Genomic DNA, 22,297 nt, shown 5'->3' with positions numbered 1-22,297 from the left:
CGATCGACTGATTGTTACTGCTGGTGTTTGATTTGGATACGTCTCATACTTGCTGTTATAGGATAGGCAAGACCGATCCCGACAATATTTTGGATGATATTCCCTGGAACCGAAGCAACTCCAGCAGGCCAGTCGTAGAGAAGCCAGCCTGCTAATAGATAGCCTATGACCATGACCGTGCTTCCTAAGAATAGCCCGATAAACTGTCTTTTGGGAGTAGATATGCTGCATGAACCTGCAATGTATCCTTGAAGGCCATGGATAAGCAGAGAAAAAATCGCCCATTGCGGATAACCGGACAGCAGATCGATCAATAATCCGCTAGATGCTCCTACAGCCAGCCCGCCGATTGGTCCGAATAAGACTGCTGCTGTATAGATCCCCGCCTCACAAAGTGTGATGAACCCATTTGTCGCTGGAACAGGAATCAGGATCGTAAGCGAAAGAGCCACGGTTAGCGCCACTAGCATCCCATAGATTGTCAGTTGTTTCGTTTTCATTTTGTCTCTTCTCCTTTCCAGTAGCCACCAGACCAGACACTGCCAGTCTGATCTTTCATCGATACACCATTAAAAATACAATGATAAACATAACTTTTGCTGTTTGATACTGCGTCAAACAAATCGTTTCCTAAAACAAGCTGAGCTGTGATCGCTGAAGAAAACGTACAGCCAGCACCATTGACTGTCATCGTATCCAGCTTTTCACGCTGAAAGGTCTCATAGCTTTGATCCGTAAGCAATAGATCGATAGCTGATGTTCCTTGTATTCCTGTGCCGCCTTTGATCACGACATTTTTTGCACCAGAATCTTTGATTTTATGTGCAGTGTCCAGCATATCAGCTAATGTGGAAAGAGAGGAAGTTCCTGTAAGAAGGGAAGCTTCTCTCAAATTCGGTGTGACTACCTCAGCTAAAGGGAACAACTCAAAAACCAGATGGTCCATGTATGTCTGATTCGCGACAGCTCCTGTTTCCTTAAAGGCGAATACCGGATCGAGAACGACTGGGATCTTCGGTTTGTTCTTCAAGAAATCACGCACGATCAAGATGGCTTCTTCTGTATGCAGTAACCCGATCTTGATTCCGTCAAGAGAGGTCATGCGGTCAATCGTGGCCAATTGTCTTTCAAGCAATTCTGGAGAGACAGCATCCAAAACGAATTCACCTTTACTATCGAAAGCACCGATGCAAGTCAACGCACTCAAGCCAAAAATCTTGAAATTTTCGAAGGTTTTTAAATCAGACTGGATTCCTCCTCCTGCCAAAGGATCGGAGCCACCAATCGTTAATACTCTTTTCATCTGTTATACCTCCATCATTTCTCCGTAAATGAAAGTATACAAAAGGTTCAAAAAAATAAAAACAGCCAATTGGCATATTTTCAACTCAGCCAATTAAAAAAAGCGCTTGACCAAGCGCAAAACATGCATCTCCTGATAAACGTCTAAAAAAAGAAAAAGTCCTTTGAATAAAAGACTTTCTCCATGATTTTTCTGATCAGCGAAGTGTATCAGCTGCTTTTCAGTTCTTTCTCGATTTGTAAACGCTGGACCTTCATCGTTGCTGTACGGGGGATATCTTCATAATTTCTTATGATGGGGGTATTCAGACGAGGAAGCTCGTGCACTTGTTTCCACCATTGATCCCAGTCCATTTCTTTATTTGGCGCTAACGCAATGATTGGTTGGGGAGAATTCTGCTTATCGCGTACGATCACGACTTCAGAAAGAAAATCGAGCGAATCAAGCAAGTAATCTTCTATCGCTAATGTACTATCGATCGTCTCGATCAAGTCGACCTGTCGATCTTTTAAGAACAAATGGCCTGTTTCATCGATACTTCCGTAATCACCGCTGTCCCACCAGTCGCCATAGACATTTTCCTGGAAACGGGCATCTTCTTGAAAATACGTCAATGCTCGTCCTTTGGATAACAATTGGATATGACCATCTGTATTCACAGGAAGCACATTTCCTTTGTCATCTGTAATACGAGCTTTCGTCAAGTCACCAAGGCCAATACCCATGTCTCTAGCATTACTTGTTTTCAAACTAGTCAATGTATGAGCTTTGAGGATCATAGGCCCGCACTCGCTTTGACCATACACTTGCAAAAAGATAGTATCCCGTGAAGAAGATGTAGCTAAAAACGTCTCCATTGTCTGGTTATTGATTGCATCGAACGTCGAATGATAATAACGGATGCCAGCAAAAGCTTCGGGCTCTTCTTTTGCTGCAAAGCTCCACTGGACAAAATTGTTTGGGTGGGTCTCTAGAGCGATCGGAGGATATTTACGTAGCATAGCCAGCACATGTTCGCTTCTTGCTTCTGCTAAAGGCATCATAGGAAATCCCATCGTCATCAAAGAAGAGATGCCGATATTGTATCGTGAATGGACAGGAGAGATGTGAAAAGCGACTAGCTCCTTTTTTTCCATTTTTGAAAAAACTGTTTTCTGCCATTTCGTACGCCAACCCATAGAATTTGCTGAATGACAGATCAGCTTAGGAATCCCCGTCGTACCTGATGTATGCGTCATATAAGAAATCGCATCGTTATCCAACTCTACTTGAGATACAGGAGAAGCGGGTTGTGCGAGTAGGGAGGAAACTTCGATCTGTTTTTTCAACGAACCATTTTTCATCTGGTTGACACGTTTTCTGGTTTCTTCATCAAACAATATAAAAGGATCGCCCAAACGGTCAACAAAAACTTCGATCGTCTCAGTCGGCAAATGATAAGAAGTCATCACAGGAATTGCGCCAAGATAGGAGCAGGCAATAGCAAGCAAGTATGTGTCAAAGGAAGAGCTTTTATAAATAATCACCTTATCTTGCGCACTTACACCAAGATTTGCCAGTTGATAAGCCCGAATCAGCAGAAGATCGTAGCACTTCTTATAGGTTGTCTCCAATCCAAGCCCTGGTAAAGAGGGGAGCGTCTGGTCGAAAATGATCGGAACGTCAGAATAAGCTGCAGCAGCTTCTCGGAAATTTGTGAACAAGTTTAACGGTGAATACATCAATGTGTCCATTATACACACTCCTTTTCGTTTTGTTCATGAACATACATACACATGAACAATCGTAGCACAATCAGCCGTGTAATAACAGAACACATTGTGATATTTTTCTCTATGTTGTCGGGATCTCAGTCACTTGCACGAATTCTGACAAGTCGATGTAAGAAAAGTCCGACATCCGTTCCCGAATCTCTTGAAAAGAATGATGATTGAGATAACGGTTTCCACATAAATAATTGACCGCATCTGCATCATCAAGATACAGATTGACGTAATAACGGTAAGTTTTCCGGCACAATTCGGGAGAAACCTGTTTATAAACAGTGATTTTACTTAAGATTTGTCGAATCGTACGTGGTGAAATCTGCTGATCATGGGAAGACTGGAAAACAAAAGAATCATCTGTTGCTACTTTAGCCGTATGTTGCAGATAATTGGATAAGATAGGGAGCGCTTCTTTTGGAATAGGGACCTTACTGAGACGATTCTCTTTTCGGTGAAGCTGGAGAAGCTGTTCGGTAAGATCGACATCCTTCCTCTTCAATTCAACGACTTCATGGATCTTCAATCCGCAGTACAGCAAGATAGCGACAATCGCCATATTCCTAGGACGGTTTTTTGCTTCGAAACTTGCTTCTCTGCTCGTAGCAAAACCTTCTTCCGGGATGAACAATTGATCGAAATGCTTGAATAGTGCCGCATCCATATAACGTGGCGCTGGCTTCGTTGTTTCCGGAAGGCTGTTTCCTAAAAGTGAGATCTCTTCCTTGATAAAGCCTTTCTGATACAAAAAACGCAAAAAATGGTTCAAGGAATATTGTTTTCTGGAGATCCCGTAATAATTGTTCTCAAACAGCTGCTGCGTTTCCTGATCGGCTGCTGTTTGAAACGAACGTGTATGTCGATAGATCTTATCTAGGAAATTCAAATAATCCTGTTTTTCTAAGCGGAAAATCAGCGTATCGTCCACTTCCTCACTAAAAACCGTCCGCAAATAATCCGTGAACAAATGAAAATCTTTTGCATATTCATATCGACTACCCAAAGAAAGGTTCGGATGGTTTTCTTCTAAAAACTTTTTAAAAACTGGAGGAAGTTGCTGTACACGTTGTTTCAATTTTTCTTGTATCTGTTTCCGTGTTTTACTATCCATTTTCAGAGCCTCCATTTTATGCTATTATTTTCTTTATTTTACCGCATTCTTCCTTGATGTGGTAGGCGAACAGAACGAAAAAAGGGAGAATCAAGCATCTTAAAAAGTTTTTTAAAAGTTTCCTGAAAATTTCTCGAACCTATAAAGTTTTTTTGACGGATTTCAAATCTCTCTCCCACGGATGAAACGACATGGGACAGCCTTTCCTCGTCGTTTCATTGCTATCTTGACAGAATCTCCAAGCCATATATTTGTCCGAATAAAAATTATCCGATAGAATAAAATTGTAAGCGAAATTACTAAATGCAACAATTACTTGACAGGAGGAGATCACATGAATGAAAGAAATCTAACGGTTATTGGTAGTTACAGCACGAGGGAAGAAGCTTTAACAGTAATAGAACAGTTGCGGGACGAAGGATACAATCGAGATGATATCGTCATTTACGCAACTGAAGACACAGCAAACAATCTTGGATTCAGAGGCTTATCGGGGATCGATGTCGAAACTGAAGCGAATCCAACTGGCGAACCAAAGGAAGAACGCTCTTTATGGGACAGAATCAAAGATGCCTTCTCATTCGATACTTATGATTATGATATGTCGAATAAAGACGAAGCCTATTCTGCTGACAATGATCCATTGTATCAATATCGCGATGACATTGCAGCGGGTAATATCGTAATCACAGTCAAAGATTATCGTCAAACAGAAACCGCTGATACGCGTACAACTGGTATTTTGAATACGCAAAATCCAGAAGAAGCGACAGGGACGATGGAGCCGATGGATACAACCCCTGAACCAACAAGCAATACACAAGCTGGAACAAATGATGAAACCATCCAATTGAAAGAAGAACAGTTAGATGTCAACACGCATGACGTGACGACGGGTGAGGTGGACATCCATAAGCATGTGGTAAACGATACAGAGACTGTTGAAGTACCCGTGAAGCGTGAAGAAATCGTGATCGAACGAAAACCAGTGAATCCTTCTGCCAATGGAGGAGAGACGACTGAATCATTAGAAGATGAAACAATCACTATCCCTATCAAAGAAGAACAAATCGATGTGAACAAACACACAGTAGTACGTGAAGAAGTAGATATCCGAAAAGAAGAACATGAAGATACGAAACAAGTCACAGAAGATGTGAGTCGTGAGGAACTGGACATCGACACAAGTGGCGATGTTCACGTAGAAGATAAAAACAATCCAAACGATCGTAAAATCTGATAGTTGGGTCAAGCAACGCTCTTTTATAAAGCATGATTAAACAACGCATCAAAATCACTTTTGATGCGTTGTTTTTGTTGTGTCTTCGGATCGCTATTTAGTTCAACGGCAATTGTACTCTGAAATCGACCCCTTGCGGAAGATAATCTGACACAGTGATTTGTCCTTTGTGCTGTTCGACAATTTGTTTAGCGATCGCTAACCCTAAGCCGTATCCACCCGTTTCTTTTGAGCGGGATTGGTCTTCACGATAGAATCTATTGAAGATCTTTGATTTATCTTCTGCACGAATCGATGGACCAGTGTTCTTGACATGAATGATCCATGACTTATGACTGGCATAAGATTCAAGGATAATCTTGTCTTGAGGATTTGTATATTTTAATGCGTTGTCTAATAGAATGACTAAAATTTGGTGGATCCGCTTCTCATCGATCATGACGTTCAGGTTGCTTTCATTATGAACGATAAATTCTTTTTTATCGATTTTCGCTATTTCCTGAAAGGGTCTGATCAATTCTGAAAGAAAAGGTTGTGTCTCTACTAAATTTTTTGACAGATTCTGCTGATCAGAATCGTTGCGCGCAATCGTCAGTAAATCTGCAGTCAGCCCAGTCAGCCGCCTCGTTTCTGCCAATGCCTGAGCAATACTTTCCGATTCCTCGATCACTGTATGATTCGGTTTGGTAAACAAATGTTCCAAGCTGTTTTGAATGATCGTCAATGGTGTACGCAATTCGTGAGAAGCATTTTCAACAAATTCTTTTTGCCTTCTCCACGAAGCGATGATCGGACGCATGCTTAAACTGGATAAGTAATAACTGATCCCTATCGAAATCAGCCAGAAAACGACCATGCAAAGGATCATGATGGTCCGAAAAGTTGCTAAAGAGTTCCTGATTTGATTCGTGTTTGCCAATACTTGGATATAAGCGATACCTGTTTGATTGGCAGTGGCTTTTCTCGTAATAGAGCGAAAGGAAAGAGAGGAGGCGCCATTATCTTCGCTCAGTTCGATATTTTGGATCGTATCCAGATTCTTTTTGTTCAGCTTCAATTCCTGGATCTGGTTGAAACGGCCGCCAATCGCTGCTTTATTCAATATCTCACCAGTAGAAGACCACAAGACAACTTGCGTATTGAAATGATCAGTTTCTGGACTATTCAATAATTCGCCTTCGTTTTCAAGCCTCTGTCCACGCTGAGAAAGATTTTGCTGCGGATTCAAAAACGGGTCACCTTGTGTATAGCGAGCAATCTCTAATTGGACGATTCGAGAGTCAGCCTCGATTTTTTTTAAAGAAAGATCAGTTTCACGATAAGCTGACTGATTGAGTAGCTGAAGTGTAATAAAGCCGAGAAGGAAAAAAATCAAGGCAAACGCCGTCACATTTGCCGCAAAAAAACGCCCCCGTTGTTTCCGTGATATTTCGTTCGTCATTCGTCACTCTCCCTGCATCATATAACCCACATTACGAAGGGTATTTATTTCCTTGTCCAGACCAGTTTCTCTCAGATGTTTGCGCAAATTGCTCATATATACTTCAACCACTGTGAGAGTCGTGTCTGAATCAAATCCCCATATCCGGTCAAAAATTTGTTCTTTCGTCAAAATAATCCCTTTGTTCTGCAAAAAATACACCAGTAATTCGAATTCTTTTCCTTGGATCGGTAATGATGTTCCTCTATAAGATGCTTCATTTTTTTTCAAATCGCAGATCAGTCCGTTGTATTCCAAAGTATCTTCACCAAAAATCCCCAACGAACGTTTCAGCAACGCTTTTACTCGCATGATTAGTTCTTCACGATAAAACGGCTTCGTCAAATAATCATCTGCGCCACGTTCAAAACCTTCGATTTTATCTTCCAATCCATCTTTAGCAGTAAGGATCAGCACCGGTGTTTGGATTTTTGCCTTTCTTGCTTGGGCCAAGACTTCATAACCATTCATCTCTGGCAACATCAAATCTAAAACAGCTAGATCATAAATCCCGCTTTCTAATTCAAAAAGGCCTTCGCCGCCATCAAATACCTGCGTGATTTCACCCAATTCATGCAGGATTTCTTTGATATTGTTCGATAAGACCTCGTCATCTTCTATTATCAATAATTTGATCATGTTCCCACCTCTTTTATTTTTCTGTTCAAGTGTACCATGATTACCATAAAAAAGACTTAAATCTTCAAAGAATGATTGGATGGGTGAGAAGGATTTGAATAAGAAAGTCAATAGAACTGGTAAATGCAGATCATCCAAGAGATATATAGTGACAAAACGTCACTAAAGGGGTAAACTGTTTTTCGAGTGACAAATTGTCACTCTAATAGATCGAAGGAGGGAATAACATGTTCCTAGCTATAAAGGAAATACGCTATTCAAAATTACGTTATGGTCTGATCATCGGAATCATGTTCTTGATTGCTTATGTGGTCTTCATGTTGTCTGGACTTGCCAATGGTCTTTCAGAAGAATTCAAAAAAGCCATAGATGACTGGGGAGCACAAGATATCGTTTTATCCGAAGACGCAAACCAAGTATTTGCAGCGTCACAATTAAAAATGGAGAACCTTGATCAAATCAGCAACAAAGAAAAAGTGCCTGTTGGGCTCTACAGTGGAGCAGTCAAAGGTAAAAACAAAGAAAATGTCACTGTTTTCGGTACACCAGACAAGGCATTTTTATTACCTGAGCTAACAAAAGGACGTATGTTTCATCAGAAAAACGAACTCATTATTTCACAAAATCTGGCAGACACAGGATATAACATCGGGGATAAGATCAAAATAGGTAGTTATAGCGAACCATTGTCGATCGTCGGGATCTTTCCTGAAACATTTTATACAGTAACTCCAGTAATCTATACGAATCTAGATACATGGAGACACTTGAAATTCGGCGATCAACCATTTTCTTCTGAAAAAGATGAGCCAATCAATGCAATCGTGACGAAAAAGCCAGCCCGCTTCACAAAGGATGATGTTTCTGATACTTTACAAAAATTGACAATAACAGATTTCATTGAAAGCATACCAGGCTATTCGGCTCAAAATATGACACTTAATGCGATGATTTACTTCTTGTTCTTAGTTGCAGCGGCTGTCGTTGGCATTTTCATGTATGTCATTACGTTACAGAAAACAGCGATTTTCGGGGTAATGAAAGCCCAAGGTGTCCGTAATTCTTTTCTTGCAAAATCACTCATCGGGCAATCCTTTCTCGTAGGTTTTGCTGGTGTTGTCCTTGCAGTTTGTATGGCTTATTTGACAAGCTGGATATTGCCGGCTGCTATGCCATTTGCTGTTAATTGGCCACAGTGGGTAATATATAGCGGAGGATTGATCATCATAGCCATGATTGGCGGTGTATTCTCCATTCGAACGATAGCGAAAGTAGACCCAATTACAGCCATAGGAGGATGAAAGATGAAAGAGATATTGACGATGAAAAAGATCGTAAAAAAATTCGGCACTGGACACACTGAAGTCACGGCATTGAAAGGAATTGATTTCACCGTAAAAGAAGGAGAATTCGTCAGCATTATCGGACCATCCGGCTCAGGAAAAAGTACATTTTTGACTATTTCCGGTGGCTTGCAGACACCAACTTCAGGCGAAATCCAAATCAATGGTCAAACATTTTCAACTCTACCAGAAAAACAGCGAGCAGATCTTCGCTTCAAAGAAATCGGATTTATTCTACAGAGTTCAAACTTGATTCCTTTCTTAAAAGTACATGAACAATTCGAACTGGTCGATCGAGTTTCAAAGAAAAAAGAAGCAGAAAATCGAATCGACCAGCTGCTTCAATCCCTAGACATAAAACAGTTAAAGGACCAATATCCAAGTGACTTGTCTGGTGGGGAAAGACAACGTGTTGCGATTGCTCGTGCGTTGTACAATAATCCAAGTTTGATACTCGCTGATGAACCGACAGCAAGTTTAGACACCGAACATGCATATGAAGTCGTCAAGCTTTTGGTGAAGGAAGCACATGACAAACAAAAAGCCACTGTTATGGTCACGCATGATGCACGTATGATCAAATGGAGCGATCGTGTTTACCGGATGTCTGATGGCTACTTAATTGAAGAAACACTCAACGGACAGTGAACACACAGCCATGACAAAGTAATAAAAGCCACGTATAATCATAGAAAAGAGAGGGGGCCGAGAATGCCAAAAGAAACTTTCCTGAATTTGCCTGAAGAAAAGAAACAGCACTTGCTCGAACTGCTACTGGAAAAATTCTATGATCGTCCGGTCAGCCAAGTAAAGGTTTCAGAAATCGTGGAGGCGATGAACATGTCCCGCGGCGCATTTTACAAATACTTCCAAGATTTAGAGGATGCTTATACGTACACCGTTCGTCATTTTTCTCAAGTGGTGCATCAAGATATACTTACTTTTATCCAGCAAAATGAACAAGATTTCTTTTTGGGGATCGAAAAATATTTAGCTTGGTGCTGCGAGTCTGATCGTGAAAGCACGTACTGGCGCGCTCTGAAATTATTGACTCATAGTAGCGATCGCCAAGCTTATAAAAGACGAAGTTTTCCGACTGATTCGCCCATGACCGCGCAGTGGCTCCGACTGTTAGAGATCAACACTTTCTTGATCGATTCAGTAGATGAAGCTATCAGTTTTTTGTATTTTATAATGTCGCTAGTGATGACCGCATTGACCGATTCTATGGCAAACGACTGGACGAAAGAGGAATTAATCAGAGATTTTCGTTACCGGACACGATGGCTGTTGCACGGGATAAAGCAGGCTTGAAAAAATCGAAGGAACTATTTTGACAAAAAAGCACAGAGTAAATTACGCAGCTAAATGTAGTTTACTCTGTGTTTGTCGTTCAACTAGCCAGGCAATTATAAATCCAACAATTGAAGGAGTTCATCTTCATTCGTCAATGAAACACTGTCATCGATCAGCAAATACGGGACATCTGGTTCATGGATCAGCTGATTCGTAACGATCAAATCATATTCTTTCAGATTGAAGTCTGGCAGCTGCTCTTCCGTAATCGCAGTTGTTACAGACTGGACTCTGTGGACGGATAAGACGTCCTTGATATATGCCTGGATGTATTGACTATGGTGGGTTCCGAGATCACTGACGATCAGGATCTTCTTGTCAGAGATCGAATAGTTGATTTCCGGGTTTCCTATCATCACCCAAAAAATATAACTAGAAAAGTGATGGGTCAAGTTCGCATTCAATAAGGTAGAAAAAAACTGAATTTCTGCACGAAAATGAGCATATAAACGGATATGCTTATCTCTCATTTGTTCTGCTAAATAAGTAGCTCGGATCGTCAGACTCGTTGTATCGAAAGGGAAAATCAGCGAAAAAAAGTAAACCTGCATCAATAAGCGGACGAAGAAATCCTCATTCTTCTTTTTGCACTCTGGCTGGAAAAATGAGCAGAATTTGAGGTTTCGCCTGATTCGTTTGCTCATTTCTGCTTTTTCTTCAGCAGAAAACTCATAGAACATTGATTTTACGAAGTAGTCAACTACACGGATATATCCGCTGTATTTCAGTCTCCTAAGATATTTTTTCAAGAACAGATAATCAGTCTTATCAACATTCCTCAGCAGACTGCCTTCGCTGATCGTTCCTTTTTTTAAAGTTGCTCCTTGGTTTTCCCGCATGAGGTGAACAACGAAATACATAATGAAAAACGATTGCTCATAGGTGCTCCCTTCATGGAATAAATTCAGCTGACAATGATTTTTCCTCATCAATTCTTTTATTTGCTGTTTCTCCATTTGAAAGGGGAGGGTCCGGCGACCGTAAAAATTCAAAAAGAAGAATGTTACGAATATCCTCAATTGCAGTTCACTTTTGGCACTGATCAGTTTGAACCCTTGGTCGACAATCACTTTCAGCAAATAGGATTCTAAGATTTTATTGCATTGTTTCAATTTTCGAGTAAAAGAAGAGCGGCTGATCGAAATACTCTCACAGTAGTATTCGATCGTTTGCCCTGGATTGATGATGATCTCATTCAACAATTGACTATTGGTGGAACCACGTGTCATCTCCATCATGATATTCAAATAGGCTGGCACACTCAAATTTTCAATACGATAGCCTAGTTTCTGCGACGTTTTCAACGTGATATCCGCTCCCCAGCGAATTTTGATTTCCTCCATATATCTGATGAATGTCGATTCTGAACTGCCAATCTGTTTGGCAAGTTCTTTTTTTGTCATCCATCTATCAGAAATGGACAGGATTCGAATGATTTTTTCCATTTTTCTATAGTTTCCTTCCAACAACCTAATCATACTCTTTTCTCCCTCAACACTTTACTTTAATAAAACGCCCATCAATCAGAGGAATCAACTTCATAAATGAAACTAGCTAGTATGAAAACTGGTGTGATTCTCCTCTATGTCCTTCGTATAATTACTATCAGATTAAAATAAATAAAATCCAGCAGATTCATTTATTTTAATTAGCAGATTTTTTTACGTCAAAAATGAAGCATGATGGGATAAGGAGGGGAAAAATGACAATCAAAAGAAGGAAGCTGGAGGTCATCTGCATCATATTATTACTCATATTATCTTATGTTCTACCGATAACTGCCATAGCAGACACTGCAGATACCTTTGAACTCACTTCCGCCAGAATAACGACCAACCATTCTGGAAAACAGTTAGACATCGAGCTGTCAGCCGCTAATACCAGCAACACGGTGCAGCAGCGGACCATCAACATCGCTGAGAATGACTTGCTTGATACAGAGCTGCAGCAAAAAGACGGATATACTTATCAGGTGAAAGATGGACAGATCAACATCGCACTCTCGCCAAATGTAAACAAAAAAATCCGTTTATCATTAGCGATCGATCCGGCACGTACGCAAAACCATACAAACAAATTAATTATCGCCGGAAAGGAATTTACGATCGTTGACGAGTCGGCTGAGAAACAAGAAGAAACAGATTCTTCATCTTCTGAACAAGCATCCGCAGAAAAAACAGAAAATCCAGAAATATCAGACGTGAAAGCAGAGGAAGCAGAAGAAACGACTACACCATCATCTGCAGATACGGTGACAGAAAGTCCGTTTGCATTGCCTTTTATGTCAGCAATCAGCACTGAAAAAAGAACCAATCAATTGATTCCTACTGCCTATACGACAGATGAACATGGGACATATCCAACGGCAAGCTGGAAGCCGGCAAACAATACCGACGTCATCAATCATCAAGGGAATAAGAATGGAACGAATCAATGGGATGGCATCACCACGTGGAATGGTGATCCCGCGAATCAGACAAATTCGTATATCGAGTATGGAGGGACAGGGAACCAAGCAGATTATGCCATTCGTAAATTTGCGGAGGAAACCAGTACACCTGGCCTATTCGATGTTTTTTTGAATATCAGAGGGAATGTCCAAAAAGAAATCACACCGCTTGATCTTGTCCTTGTCGTGGACTGGTCGGGAAGTATGAACGAAAACAATCGGATCGGAGAAGTTCGAACAGGGGTCAATCGTTTTGTTGACACTCTAGCAGAAAGCGGGATCACAGATAAGATCAGTATGGGCTATATTGGCTATTCCAGCAATAATTACAGCAATGCCTCTGTGCCTATGGGTTCCTTCGATTCTGTAAAGAATCAGATAAAAAATATCACGCCGACAAGTACAAGCGGCGGGACGTTTACCCAAAAAGCATTGAGAGATGCAGGGAACATGTTATCTACTCCAAATGGGCATAAAAAGGTAGTCGTTTTACTGACAGACGGCGTACCGACTTATTCTTATAAAGTGCAGAATGTGCACACACAACCAGATGGCTCTTACTACGGAACCCAGTTTTCATCTACACAAGACCAGCCGGGAAACACTTCACGTATCCCAAGAAGCTACCATGCGCCGGATCAGAACGGACAGTCTAAGCTGATCAATAGTACTTTCACCGCGACGATCGGAGAAGCAATGGCTTTGAAACAGCGCGGGATCGAGATCCATGGATTAGGCATCCAGCTGCAAAGCGACCAAGCAGCCGGATTATCAAAAGCAGAAGTAGAGAACAAGATGCGTCAGATGGTCTCTTCTGATGAGAACGGTGAGCTTTACTATGAATCAGCCGATCATGCGCCGGATATCTCTGAGTATTTAGCGAAGAAAGCTGTGCAGATCACAGGGACAGTCATAGGCGGGACTGTCTCAGATCCAATTGCTGCGCCTTTTATTTATCAGCCGCAGACATTAGAAATCAAAAGCGTTGGTTCTAATCCTGTCACTGTCATGCCATCAATCACCATGGACAAGACGACAGTCAAAAGCAATGAGATCTATTTAGGAAAAGACCAAGAAATCCAGATCCACTACCAAGTTCGGATACAGACGGAAAGCGAAGGATTCAAACCAGATTTCTGGTATCAGATGAATGGAAGGACGACTTTCCAGCCCAACGCAACAACAAATGAACGAGCCGATTTTGGGATTCCTTCTGCGAAAGCACCAGGTGTCCAGCTTGCTGTCAAGAAATTATGGGAAGAATTCGATCACGACCCGAATGATCGGCCAGAACAAGTGACCTATGAGATCCAGAGACAACAAACGACAGATCAATCAAGCTGGAAGTACGGGTATATCCAGATTCACAAACCTGATAACGATACGACAGACAGCTGGGAAAGAAAGAATATTGATCATCTTTCTAAAAGCGCAGAAAATTATCAAGAAAGCTTAGCATTACCGAAATATAACAATCAAGGGCAAGATTTCATTTATGAAGCAAACAACGAACTCACTGTTCCTGGATATGATGCAGAAAAAATCGATACGATGACTTGGAAAAACACCAAACAATTCACACCGCTAGATTTAACGATCACGAAGAATTCTTCCACAGGAGAAACCAATCTGATCGGAGCTGTTTTCAAGCTGACAGGCGAAGCAATCGATACAGAGCTGACCGATAATGGAGACGGCACATACTCGCTTTTGCAAAATATCAAGCTGCAAAAAGGAAAGACCTATACGTTGACAGAAATGAAAGCACCAGAAGGTCACGAGCTGAGTGATAAAACGACTTGGACAATCAGCGTTGCCTCAGACGGTACGGTCACGATCGATGGAAAAAAAGTAGACACCATGAATCACACGGTCGAATTGACCATCGAGAATCCATTTATAGCTGTTCCAGTAGGCATACGTAAATATACTATCCAAGGATCAACGAAACAAGTAAACCTGAAAGGAGCTGTTTTTTCCCTTCAGAAAAAAGAGGCAAACGGTGATTACCAGTCCATCGAAGAGCAGACGACCAATGAAAAAGGGCTTGCTCTCTTTGAAAGTCTCCAGCCAGGAGCGTATCGAATCTCTGAAACTTCAGGCCCTACAGGATATGACACAAGAGCAGGGAACTATGAATTCCAGATCGATAAATACGGGAAAATCAGTTATGGAGGGACAAACACCGAAAAAACGAATGGGATATGGACACTTACGCACCAGAATCAATTAAAACCATTTGATTTGACAGTAAATAAAAAAGAAGAGAACGGACAAGCATTAAAAGGGGCAAAATTCAGATTACAAGGGCCAGGGATCGATCAGCAACTGCCAAAAGATGATCAAAAGACAGATACCTTTGTATTTGAAAATCTGACACCTGGTACGTATACACTGACTGAGACTTTCACGCCGGAAGGATACCAAGGTCTGAAAGAGCCCGTGACCATCGTCATCAATGAAGACGGAACGATCCGTGTGAATGATGAAGCACATGAAGCGGTTCTTTCTGAAAAAGACAAACACAATCAGATTTCATTAGATGTCACGAATCAGGCAAAAGTGCCCTTGCCAGAGACTGGCGGAACAGGACGCCTCTGGATTTACTTGACTGGCAGTATCGGAACGATGATTTCTGCTGGGTATCTTTTTTCCAGAAAAGAAGGAGGGAGGAGATAACATGAAAAAATTCAACTGGTTGCTCCTTGTCTTCCTTCTGTTATTCATCAAGCCGATTACAGGGCAGGCAGCAGAAGCCCCAGAAGGAAAGACCGTTCAAATCACTTTACACAAACTGCTTTTCCCAAACGGTGAGTTGCCGAACAGCCAAGCCAATAACGGACAGGAAAAAGATATGCTCCAAACCTATCGCGGATTGAATGGCGTGACATTCCAAGTCTATGATGTCACTGATTCGTTCTATCGGCTGCGCGAAAAAGGAAAGCCGGTCGAAGAGGTCCAAAAAGAAATCGCACAAACAGGAAGCAAGGCTGGAACTCTCATAACAGAAAAAACGACTGGAACAGTCAATGGAGAAGACGGAATCGTTTCTTTCCAGCTTACTGAAAAAGATGACATGGCTCGTGACAAAGCTTATCTTTTCATCGAAACGAAGACGCCAGAAATCGTGAAAGAAAAAGCGGATAACATGGTAGTCGCACTGCCTGTATATGGACAGAATCAGCAGCAGCTAACCTCGATCCATCTATATCCTAAGAACGAAGAAAATGATTACCCTGAGCCTTCGTTTGAAAAAAAATTGGACGAACCGAGAAATGATTTCAGCATCGGCGAGACCATCGATTACTCTTTACACACGAGGATCCCGGTGAATATTTTGGATTATCAACGTTTCAACCTGTCCGACCAAGCAGATGAAGCATTGGATTTTCTACCTGAGAGTCTAAAAATCTCAGTAGATGGACAAACGTTATCTGAAGGAATCGAGATCTATAACAAGGCACATGGATTTTCGGTTCATTTCGCACCCTCCTCATTAGAGCCATTTGCCGGGAAAGAGCTAAAGATCTCCTATCAAATGAGACTGAATCAAGCGGCGAAGCCGAATACAGAAATCATTAATGAGGGAATCTTTGATTTTGGTTCCGAACTGCAGACGAAAAAAATCCCTGTACTCACTGGGCACAAGCAATTCGTCAAAGTCGATAGCAAGGAGCCAAACAAACATTTGCCCGGTGCAATATTCCTGATCAAAAACGATGCAGGTGATTATTTGCAACAATCAACAGATGGCTATCAGTGGACGAAAAACAAGACGCATGCACATGAATGGATTTCCGGAAAAAATGGGGAATTTTCCGTCAGCGGCTTGAAAACTGGTCATTATCAATTAGAAGAAATCAAAGCACCCGCTGGATATATCCTAAGTCAAAAAGAAATACCATTTACGATTTCAGCGACATTTTCTCAAAAACGAGAAGCAGCAGAAGCGTTAAAAGTGATCAATAAAAAAGAAGATACTTCGTTTTTACCGAAAACAAACGACACGAACAGTCTTCTATTGATCCTTGCAGGCTTATTCATTGTGGGTAGCGTATGGTGGATTTATATCAAAAAAAGAGGAGTAAACAAATGAAAAACAATAAAAGAATCAAGGTCATTCTAAGCACATTTTTTCTTATTCTGCCATTATTGACAAACTGTTTCAGTATACAAACAGTATTTGCGGATGATACAGCTGCTCAAGTGATCATCCATAAAAAGAAAATGACTGATTTCCCTGATCCGCTGATCCAAAACAGCGGGAAAGAAATGAGTGAATTCGATCGTTATCAAGGACTAGCAGATGTCACTTTTTCCGTTTATGATGTCACAAAAGAATTTTATGCTGAACGGGCAAAAGGGGCATCAGTCGATGCAGCCAAACAAATCGTCCAGTCATTGACTCCAGGTACGCCAATTGCTTCAGGAAGAACAGATGCTTCTGGTGATCTGACGCTTTCTTTACCGAAAAAACAAGCAGGAAAAGATGCTGTATATACGATCAAAGAAGAGAAAAAAGAGGGCGTGACTGCCGCTGCGAATATGGTCATCGCTTTTCCAGTGTATGAAATGATCAAACAATCAGATGGGACTTATCGATACGGTACAGAAGAATTGGATACTGTCCATTTATATCCCAAAAACATCGTAGGAAATGACGGCTCGTTGAAAGTCAATAAAATTGGAACAGCCGAAAACGAAGCACTCAACGGCGCAGAATTCATCGTCTCAAAAGAAGAAGGTACGCCAAGTGTCACCAAATATATCCAAGGTGTGAAAGACGGACTTTACACATGGACAACGGAAAAAGACCAAGCCAAACATTTTATCACTGGCAAATCCTACGATATCGGAAATAACGATTTTACTGAAGCAGATACTGCTAAAGGACAATTGATCATCGAAAGTCTAGAAGCGGGCTCTTATATCTTAGAAGAAGTAAAAGCACCTGAAAATGCCGAATTGATCCAAGATCAGACAAAAACACCTTTTGAGATCACTGCAAATGACCAGACACCTGTTGAAAAAAACGTGAAAAACGATACTTCAAAGGTCGAAAAAACGACGCCTCAGTTGAATGGCAAAGATGTAGCAATCGGTGAAAAAATCCAATATGAGATCTCTGTCAATATACCAATGGGGATCGCAGACAAAGAAGGATCAGCTAATAAGTACACGACATTCAAACTGATCGATACACATGATGCTGCATTGACTTTTGACAATCTTTCTTCAGGAACTTATGCCTATGCACTTTATGACGGGGACAAGCCGATCGATCCTGCGAATTACTCTGTCACTGAACAGACAAACGGCTTCACCGTTTCTGTCGATCCAGCCCATATCCCTTCTCTAACACCAGGGGGAACCTTGAAGTTCGTTTACTATATGCATTTGAATGAACAAGCAGATCCTACGAAAGGTTTCAAAAACGAAGCAAATGTAGACAATGGTCACACCAACGATCAGACGCCACCGATCATCGAAGTAGTGACTGGAGGAAAACGGTTCGTGAAAGTAGACGGGGACGTTTCCTCAGATCAAACACTTGCTGGAGCAGAATTTGTCGTTCGCGATCAAGACAGTGATTCAGGAAAGTATCTAACGATCGATCCTGCGACAAAAGCCGTTAGCTGGTCCACTGCAAAAGAAGATGGTACTGTGTTCACGACCACAAGTGATGGATTGATTGATGTAAGTGGCTTGGAATACGGTACGTATTATCTGGAAGAAACAAAAGCACCAGAAAATTATGTGCCATTAGCAAATCGCATCGCCTTTACAGTAGATGAACAGTCCTACCAAAATGCCGGACAATTGATCGCACCTGAAAAAGTGCCAAACAAACATAAAGGCACACTCCCTTCAACTGGGGGAAAAGGGATCTATCTTTATCTCGGAGTAGGGGTACTGCTTCTTGTGATTGCCGGCCTTTACTTTACAAAACGTAGAAGCAGTATGTGATCTTCATCAACTCAGAAGCTGGGTGTCGTCGATTCGACAGACATTCCAGCTTCTTTTTTAATGATAAAACTGGAGGAAGAACATGAACCAAGGAAAAAGACGTTTGATCGATTGTTTGATGCTCATCCTGCTGATTATAGGGATCGGTGTGTTATCCTATCCATTTGTCAGTGATGCCTTGAATGACTATCTAGATCAGCAGTTGATTGCTCATTACCAACAGAAAGCAGCAAAGGAAAATGAAAAAGCAATGACCGAGATACAAGAACAGATGGTCAAAAAGAACAAAACACTAGAAAAAGAGGGAGGCCATCCAGGAACAGTCTCTTTTGATCAGGAAACGAAAATCCCGAAATCAGCCAAACCTACTTATCTGAAAGAGCACACGATCGGAGTCATAACGATCCCGAAAATCAGTGTCCGATTACCGATTTTCGACGAAACGAACCCTGTATTACTAGAAAAAGGCGCTTCTTTGCTAGAAGGCACTTCTTACCCGACTGGGGGTGAAAGCACGCACGCCGTTCTTTCTAGCCATCGGGGACTTCCTCAAGCAAAGTTGTTCACGGATTTACCAAAGCTGAAGAAGGGGGATCCTTTTTACATCGAGAGCAACGGTCAAACACTTGCGTATGAAGTGGATCAGATAAAAACAGTCGAGCCGACAAACACGGACGATCTCCATATCGAAAAAGGACAAGACCTTGTCACATTGCTGACTTGCACGCCTTATATGGTCAACAGTCACCGATTACTTGTCCGTGGACACCGTATCCCTTATGCACCGAAAGAAGCAGAGAAAAAAATCCAGCAGGTAACGAAAAAGAAACAGTTCCTATTGATAAGTCTGCTCACAGCAGGCCTTGCCATTCTGGCGATTCTTGTTTTTCTTTTTTATAAATACCGAAGACATAACTGACAGCCAAAACACGTCAAAAAAGACTAGGAGCAAACGACATCCTAGTCTTTTTTGACGTACAGTCGATTCAGCTAATCGTTCTGATCTTTTCGATATTCCTTCAGTAATCCAGTTTGCAGTAAGGATTGCTTACTGTGCAGGTTCCGGATGTTTTCCTCGAAATTTTGTGCATACATGACTGAGAATAAGGTGTTCAACACATAATCAAAAGCAACTTGAGAAGAAAACGTGGCTACTTTGGCAAAATCATATTCATCTTGTGCGACAGTGAGACAAAAAGTAGCTTGCTTTGCCATTTCAGAACGTTCATTTCCAGTGATGAGCAGTGTCTTAGTTCCTACATGTGACAAGTACATCATGATGCGTTCATAATGGTGGATCCGCCCGCTGTAGCTGATAAAAACAGCACAGTCTTTTGCAGTCAGATTAGCAGCGTTCCAAGAGGAGTCGCTGTATTCCTCTGCTAAGATCAAGAATTTGTTCAGTTTGACTAGTTTGTTCTGGAATTTTCGGGCTGTCACTTGTGAATCTCCCTTAGCAAAGAGAAAAATCCGCTCTGCTTGATTCAATACTTCCGCTAATTGACCCAATTCTTGATTTTCGATCTGAAGCTGCGCTTTTTTGATCGACTGGATAGTCAGGTCTGCCATTTTTTTGGCGATGGTTTGCAGATGATCTTCACTAGTGAATGGGAAATTCGGATCGATGGTTTGATTGAATTGCGCAATCAGCTGGTGGACTTCTCTTCCTAGTTCAAAACGAAATTCCTTGAAACCGGTAAAGCCTATTTTTTTGCATAAACGGATGATCGCCGAATGCGACGTATATGTAGCTTTTGCTAGTTCCTCGATCGTCATGTAGACGGCTGTTTCAAGGTTTCTTCGCAGGTAATCAGCGATCCGCTTTTCTGTTGTTGTCATTGATTCTTGCTGGGCTAATTTTTCTTCGATAAGCATGTACTCCAACCTCCACGAACATCCCCCGTTGATCGAGTCTGATAATCAATGGGGTTTGAACATATTTTTCAGTTTCTAGATGAGAATCAGCCATTTTTTGAACATTCTTGCCAAAATCTGGTGATATCCAGAGATTTTTTTCTTGGTTTGCTATACTGAGTATAACAAATAAAAGGAGGAACAACGATGCTTACTATCGCTTATCTTGGAAATGGAAAGAGTACGAATCGTTATCATTTGCCATTTTCCAGAAAATTATCTGACAAAATCAACATAAAAAAAATCTTTTCTCCCTCAAAACCTGTATGGGAAACCTTTGATGAAATCGAATATACAGACCAGCTGACTGATCTGTGGGACGACCCGGAGATCCAGTTAGTGGTTATCACGACACCTAGCCAATTCCATTATGAATATGGAAAGATGGCATTGGAACATGGGAAAAATGTCTTAGTCGAAAAACCATTTGCCGAAACATCTGAAGAAGCACAAGAATTGTTCGCATTAGCGAAAGAAAAAGGACTGTTCATCCAATGTTACCAAAATCGACGCTTCGATTCTGATTTCCTTACAGTTCAAAAAGTAATCGAAAGCGGAAAATTAGGAGATATCTTAGAAGTTGAGATGCACTATGATTACTTCAGACCGGAAGTACCAGAAAACACTCATGAATTCTCAACAGCGAACAGTTACTTATACGGTCATGCGTGCCATACGGTCGATCAAGTGCTTTCTTATTTTGGTGAACCGGATGATATCCAATATGATGTACGCCAACTACTAGGAAAAGGCCGTATGAATGATTATTTTGATCTGGATTTCTTTTATGGCAACATGAAAATCTCAGTCAAATCCAGTTATTTCCGAATCAAGGAACGTCCAAGTTTTGTCGTTTATGGAAAAAAGGGGATGTTTGTCAAACAAACGAAAGATCGCCAAGAAGAACATCTGAAAATGTTTTATATGCCTGATCATGAAGACTTCGGGATCGATCGTCCGGAACATTATGGTGTATTGACGTATATCGATGATCAAGGAAACTATCACGAAGAAAAAGTAGTCTCTGAAGTGGGGGATTATAGCCGAGTCTATGAAGGCATCTATGAAACGCTGATCAATGGCGCAGAAAAAATCGTAAAAGACGAAGAAACGATCTTGCAGATGCAGATCTTGGAAGAAGGGATCAGACCTCTTCAAGAAGAAGAAAAGAAAATGTAATGGAAACGGCCTTGTGTTTTGACGCTCATTTCTTCTTATTGTACTATAGAAAAGAAGAGGAACATGAGGAGGAACTTTTATGACAAATTATGACGGTGAAAAACACAAACGTCTGCGAGGCTCAATGGCACCTAAAACGGATGAGGACGTAGCGTTAGCAGGGACGAATTCAGGTGAAACAGAGCATAAAGAGGAATCCTTGGCAGGCACGAACTCCGATGAAACAACTCACAAAGAGCCTGCTTTGTCCGGTTCGAATTCTGTGGAAGAAGAAGAACCTAAAGAAGCGAGTCGCTTCGAAAAAGAAATCGAAAAACTCGTAGAAGATGTCAAAGAAAAAGTTGAAGATGTGACATCGAAAAACAAGCATAAGCACTAATCTTATCTATTTACTATGAGGAGCGGGGGACATCAAGTCTCCCGCTTTTTTATTTAACGGGCAATCCTTCAGCAAAAAGCATTCCGTGCGTAAAGTGCCAAACAAACAGCTTCGGTACAATCAAAAGAAAAACATAACAGGGATTTGTACCCAACGACCCTCGTTTTTAAAGCG

At 41.3% G+C, this 22,297-nt stretch carries 18 protein-coding genes; 10 read left to right on the top strand and 8 right to left on the bottom strand.

All coding sequences use genetic code 11. The features are described 5' to 3' along the window. Nucleotides 1-14: 14 nt before the first annotated feature. From G7Y42_RS13285 to G7Y42_RS13270, 4 genes are all read right to left on the bottom strand, one after another. Nucleotides 15-500 (bottom strand): ECF transporter S component, encoded by a 486-nt coding sequence (locus G7Y42_RS13285; protein WP_165006969.1) that lies wholly within the window; start codon nt 498-500, stop codon nt 15-17. After that, on the bottom strand, nt 497-1,303 hold the full coding sequence (locus G7Y42_RS13280; protein ID WP_165006967.1) for a hydroxymethylpyrimidine/phosphomethylpyrimidine kinase: 807 nt from the start codon (nt 1,301-1,303) through the stop codon (nt 497-499). Before G7Y42_RS13280 ends, G7Y42_RS13285 begins: the two co-directional genes overlap by 4 nt. 209 nt (nt 1,304-1,512) lie before the next feature. Then, nucleotides 1,513-3,039 carry an acyl-CoA synthetase gene (locus G7Y42_RS13275; protein ID WP_206215466.1) on the bottom strand — a complete coding sequence of 509 codons (1,527 nt, stop codon included), beginning with the start codon at nt 3,037-3,039 and terminating at the stop codon, nt 1,513-1,515. Between the two features lie 97 nt (nt 3,040-3,136). After that, a complete protein-coding gene (locus tag G7Y42_RS13270) occupies nt 3,137-4,177 on the bottom strand; it encodes a tyrosine-type recombinase/integrase (RefSeq protein WP_165006961.1) in 1,041 nt (346 codons plus the stop codon). Between the two features lie 334 nt (nt 4,178-4,511). Between G7Y42_RS13270 and G7Y42_RS13265 the strand changes: the two genes are divergently transcribed. Beyond that, nucleotides 4,512-5,417: a DUF2382 domain-containing protein gene (locus tag G7Y42_RS13265; RefSeq protein WP_165006958.1), complete on the top strand. Its 906-nt coding sequence runs from the start codon at nt 4,512-4,514 to the stop codon at nt 5,415-5,417. Nucleotides 5,418-5,514: 97 nt separating this feature from the next. On the opposite strand, the gene G7Y42_RS13260 is transcribed toward G7Y42_RS13265, so the two are convergent. Together G7Y42_RS13260 and G7Y42_RS13255 are read right to left on the bottom strand one after the other, a co-directional pair. Next, nucleotides 5,515-6,858, bottom strand: a complete 1,344-nt coding sequence (locus G7Y42_RS13260; protein WP_165006955.1) for a HAMP domain-containing sensor histidine kinase — start codon at nt 6,856-6,858, stop codon at nt 5,515-5,517. Nucleotides 6,859-6,861: 3 nt separating this feature from the next. Continuing rightward, nucleotides 6,862-7,536 (bottom strand): response regulator transcription factor, encoded by a 675-nt coding sequence (locus G7Y42_RS13255; RefSeq protein ID WP_165006952.1) that lies wholly within the window; start codon nt 7,534-7,536, stop codon nt 6,862-6,864. A gap of 227 nt (nt 7,537-7,763) precedes the next feature. Here G7Y42_RS13255 and G7Y42_RS13250 point away from each other — a divergent pair, with 227 nt between their 5' ends. The 3 genes from G7Y42_RS13250 to G7Y42_RS13240 all read left to right on the top strand — a co-directional run bounded on the left by G7Y42_RS13250 (nt 7,764) and on the right by G7Y42_RS13240 (nt 10,193). After that, nucleotides 7,764-8,837 carry an ABC transporter permease gene (locus tag G7Y42_RS13250; protein ID WP_165006949.1) on the top strand — a complete coding sequence of 358 codons (1,074 nt, stop codon included), beginning with the start codon at nt 7,764-7,766 and terminating at the stop codon, nt 8,835-8,837. Nucleotides 8,838-8,840: 3 nt separating this feature from the next. Beyond that, nucleotides 8,841-9,527 (top strand): ABC transporter ATP-binding protein, encoded by a 687-nt coding sequence (locus G7Y42_RS13245; RefSeq protein ID WP_165006946.1) that lies wholly within the window; start codon nt 8,841-8,843, stop codon nt 9,525-9,527. A 63-nt stretch (nt 9,528-9,590) separates the two neighbouring features. Continuing rightward, complete coding sequence (locus tag G7Y42_RS13240; protein ID WP_165006943.1) at nt 9,591-10,193, top strand: TetR/AcrR family transcriptional regulator; 603 nt, start codon at nt 9,591-9,593, stop codon at nt 10,191-10,193. 95 nt (nt 10,194-10,288) lie between these two features. Here the strand turns inward: G7Y42_RS13240 and G7Y42_RS13235 are convergent, their stop codons facing one another. Beyond that, nucleotides 10,289-11,680 carry a helix-turn-helix domain-containing protein gene (locus G7Y42_RS13235; RefSeq protein WP_165006984.1) on the bottom strand — a complete coding sequence of 464 codons (1,392 nt, stop codon included), beginning with the start codon at nt 11,678-11,680 and terminating at the stop codon, nt 10,289-10,291. 257 nt (nt 11,681-11,937) lie between these two features. Between G7Y42_RS13235 and G7Y42_RS13230 the strand changes: the two genes are divergently transcribed. The 4 genes from G7Y42_RS13230 to G7Y42_RS13215 all read left to right on the top strand — a co-directional run bounded on the left by G7Y42_RS13230 (nt 11,938) and on the right by G7Y42_RS13215 (nt 19,570). Beyond that, nucleotides 11,938-15,363 (top strand): vWA domain-containing protein, encoded by a 3,426-nt coding sequence (locus tag G7Y42_RS13230; RefSeq protein ID WP_165006940.1) that lies wholly within the window; start codon nt 11,938-11,940, stop codon nt 15,361-15,363. 1 nt (nt 15,364) lies between these two features. Further along, on the top strand, nt 15,365-16,780 hold the full coding sequence (locus G7Y42_RS13225; protein ID WP_165006936.1) for a SpaH/EbpB family LPXTG-anchored major pilin: 1,416 nt from the start codon (nt 15,365-15,367) through the stop codon (nt 16,778-16,780). After that, nucleotides 16,777-18,651 (top strand): SpaH/EbpB family LPXTG-anchored major pilin, encoded by a 1,875-nt coding sequence (locus tag G7Y42_RS13220; protein ID WP_165006933.1) that lies wholly within the window; start codon nt 16,777-16,779, stop codon nt 18,649-18,651. Before G7Y42_RS13225 ends, G7Y42_RS13220 begins: the two co-directional genes overlap by 4 nt. Before the next feature lie 82 nt (nt 18,652-18,733). Beyond that, a complete protein-coding gene (locus tag G7Y42_RS13215) occupies nt 18,734-19,570 on the top strand; it encodes a class C sortase (RefSeq protein WP_165006930.1) in 837 nt (278 codons plus the stop codon). Between the two features lie 71 nt (nt 19,571-19,641). Here G7Y42_RS13215 and G7Y42_RS13210 read toward each other — a convergent pair whose 3' ends face one another. Then, nucleotides 19,642-20,526, bottom strand: coding sequence for a MurR/RpiR family transcriptional regulator (locus G7Y42_RS13210; RefSeq protein ID WP_165006927.1), 885 nt, complete (start codon nt 20,524-20,526; stop codon nt 19,642-19,644). A gap of 186 nt (nt 20,527-20,712) precedes the next feature. Here G7Y42_RS13210 and G7Y42_RS13205 point away from each other — a divergent pair, with 186 nt between their 5' ends. Both G7Y42_RS13205 and G7Y42_RS13200 read left to right on the top strand, forming a co-directional pair. Further along, nucleotides 20,713-21,744 (top strand): Gfo/Idh/MocA family oxidoreductase, encoded by a 1,032-nt coding sequence (locus G7Y42_RS13205; protein ID WP_165006924.1) that lies wholly within the window; start codon nt 20,713-20,715, stop codon nt 21,742-21,744. Nucleotides 21,745-21,823: 79 nt separating this feature from the next. After that, the gene (locus tag G7Y42_RS13200; protein WP_165006921.1) at nt 21,824-22,123 is read left to right on the top strand and encodes an rRNA processing protein; all 300 of its coding nucleotides are present in this window, start codon (nt 21,824-21,826) and stop codon (nt 22,121-22,123) included. The last annotated feature ends 174 nt before the right edge of the window (nt 22,124-22,297 follow it).

It is taken from the genome of Enterococcus sp. ZJ1622, assembly GCF_011038845.1.
Lineage (GTDB): Bacteria > Bacillota > Bacilli > Lactobacillales > Enterococcaceae > Enterococcus_B.
This window is presented reverse-complemented; position numbering and strand designations above follow the sequence as displayed.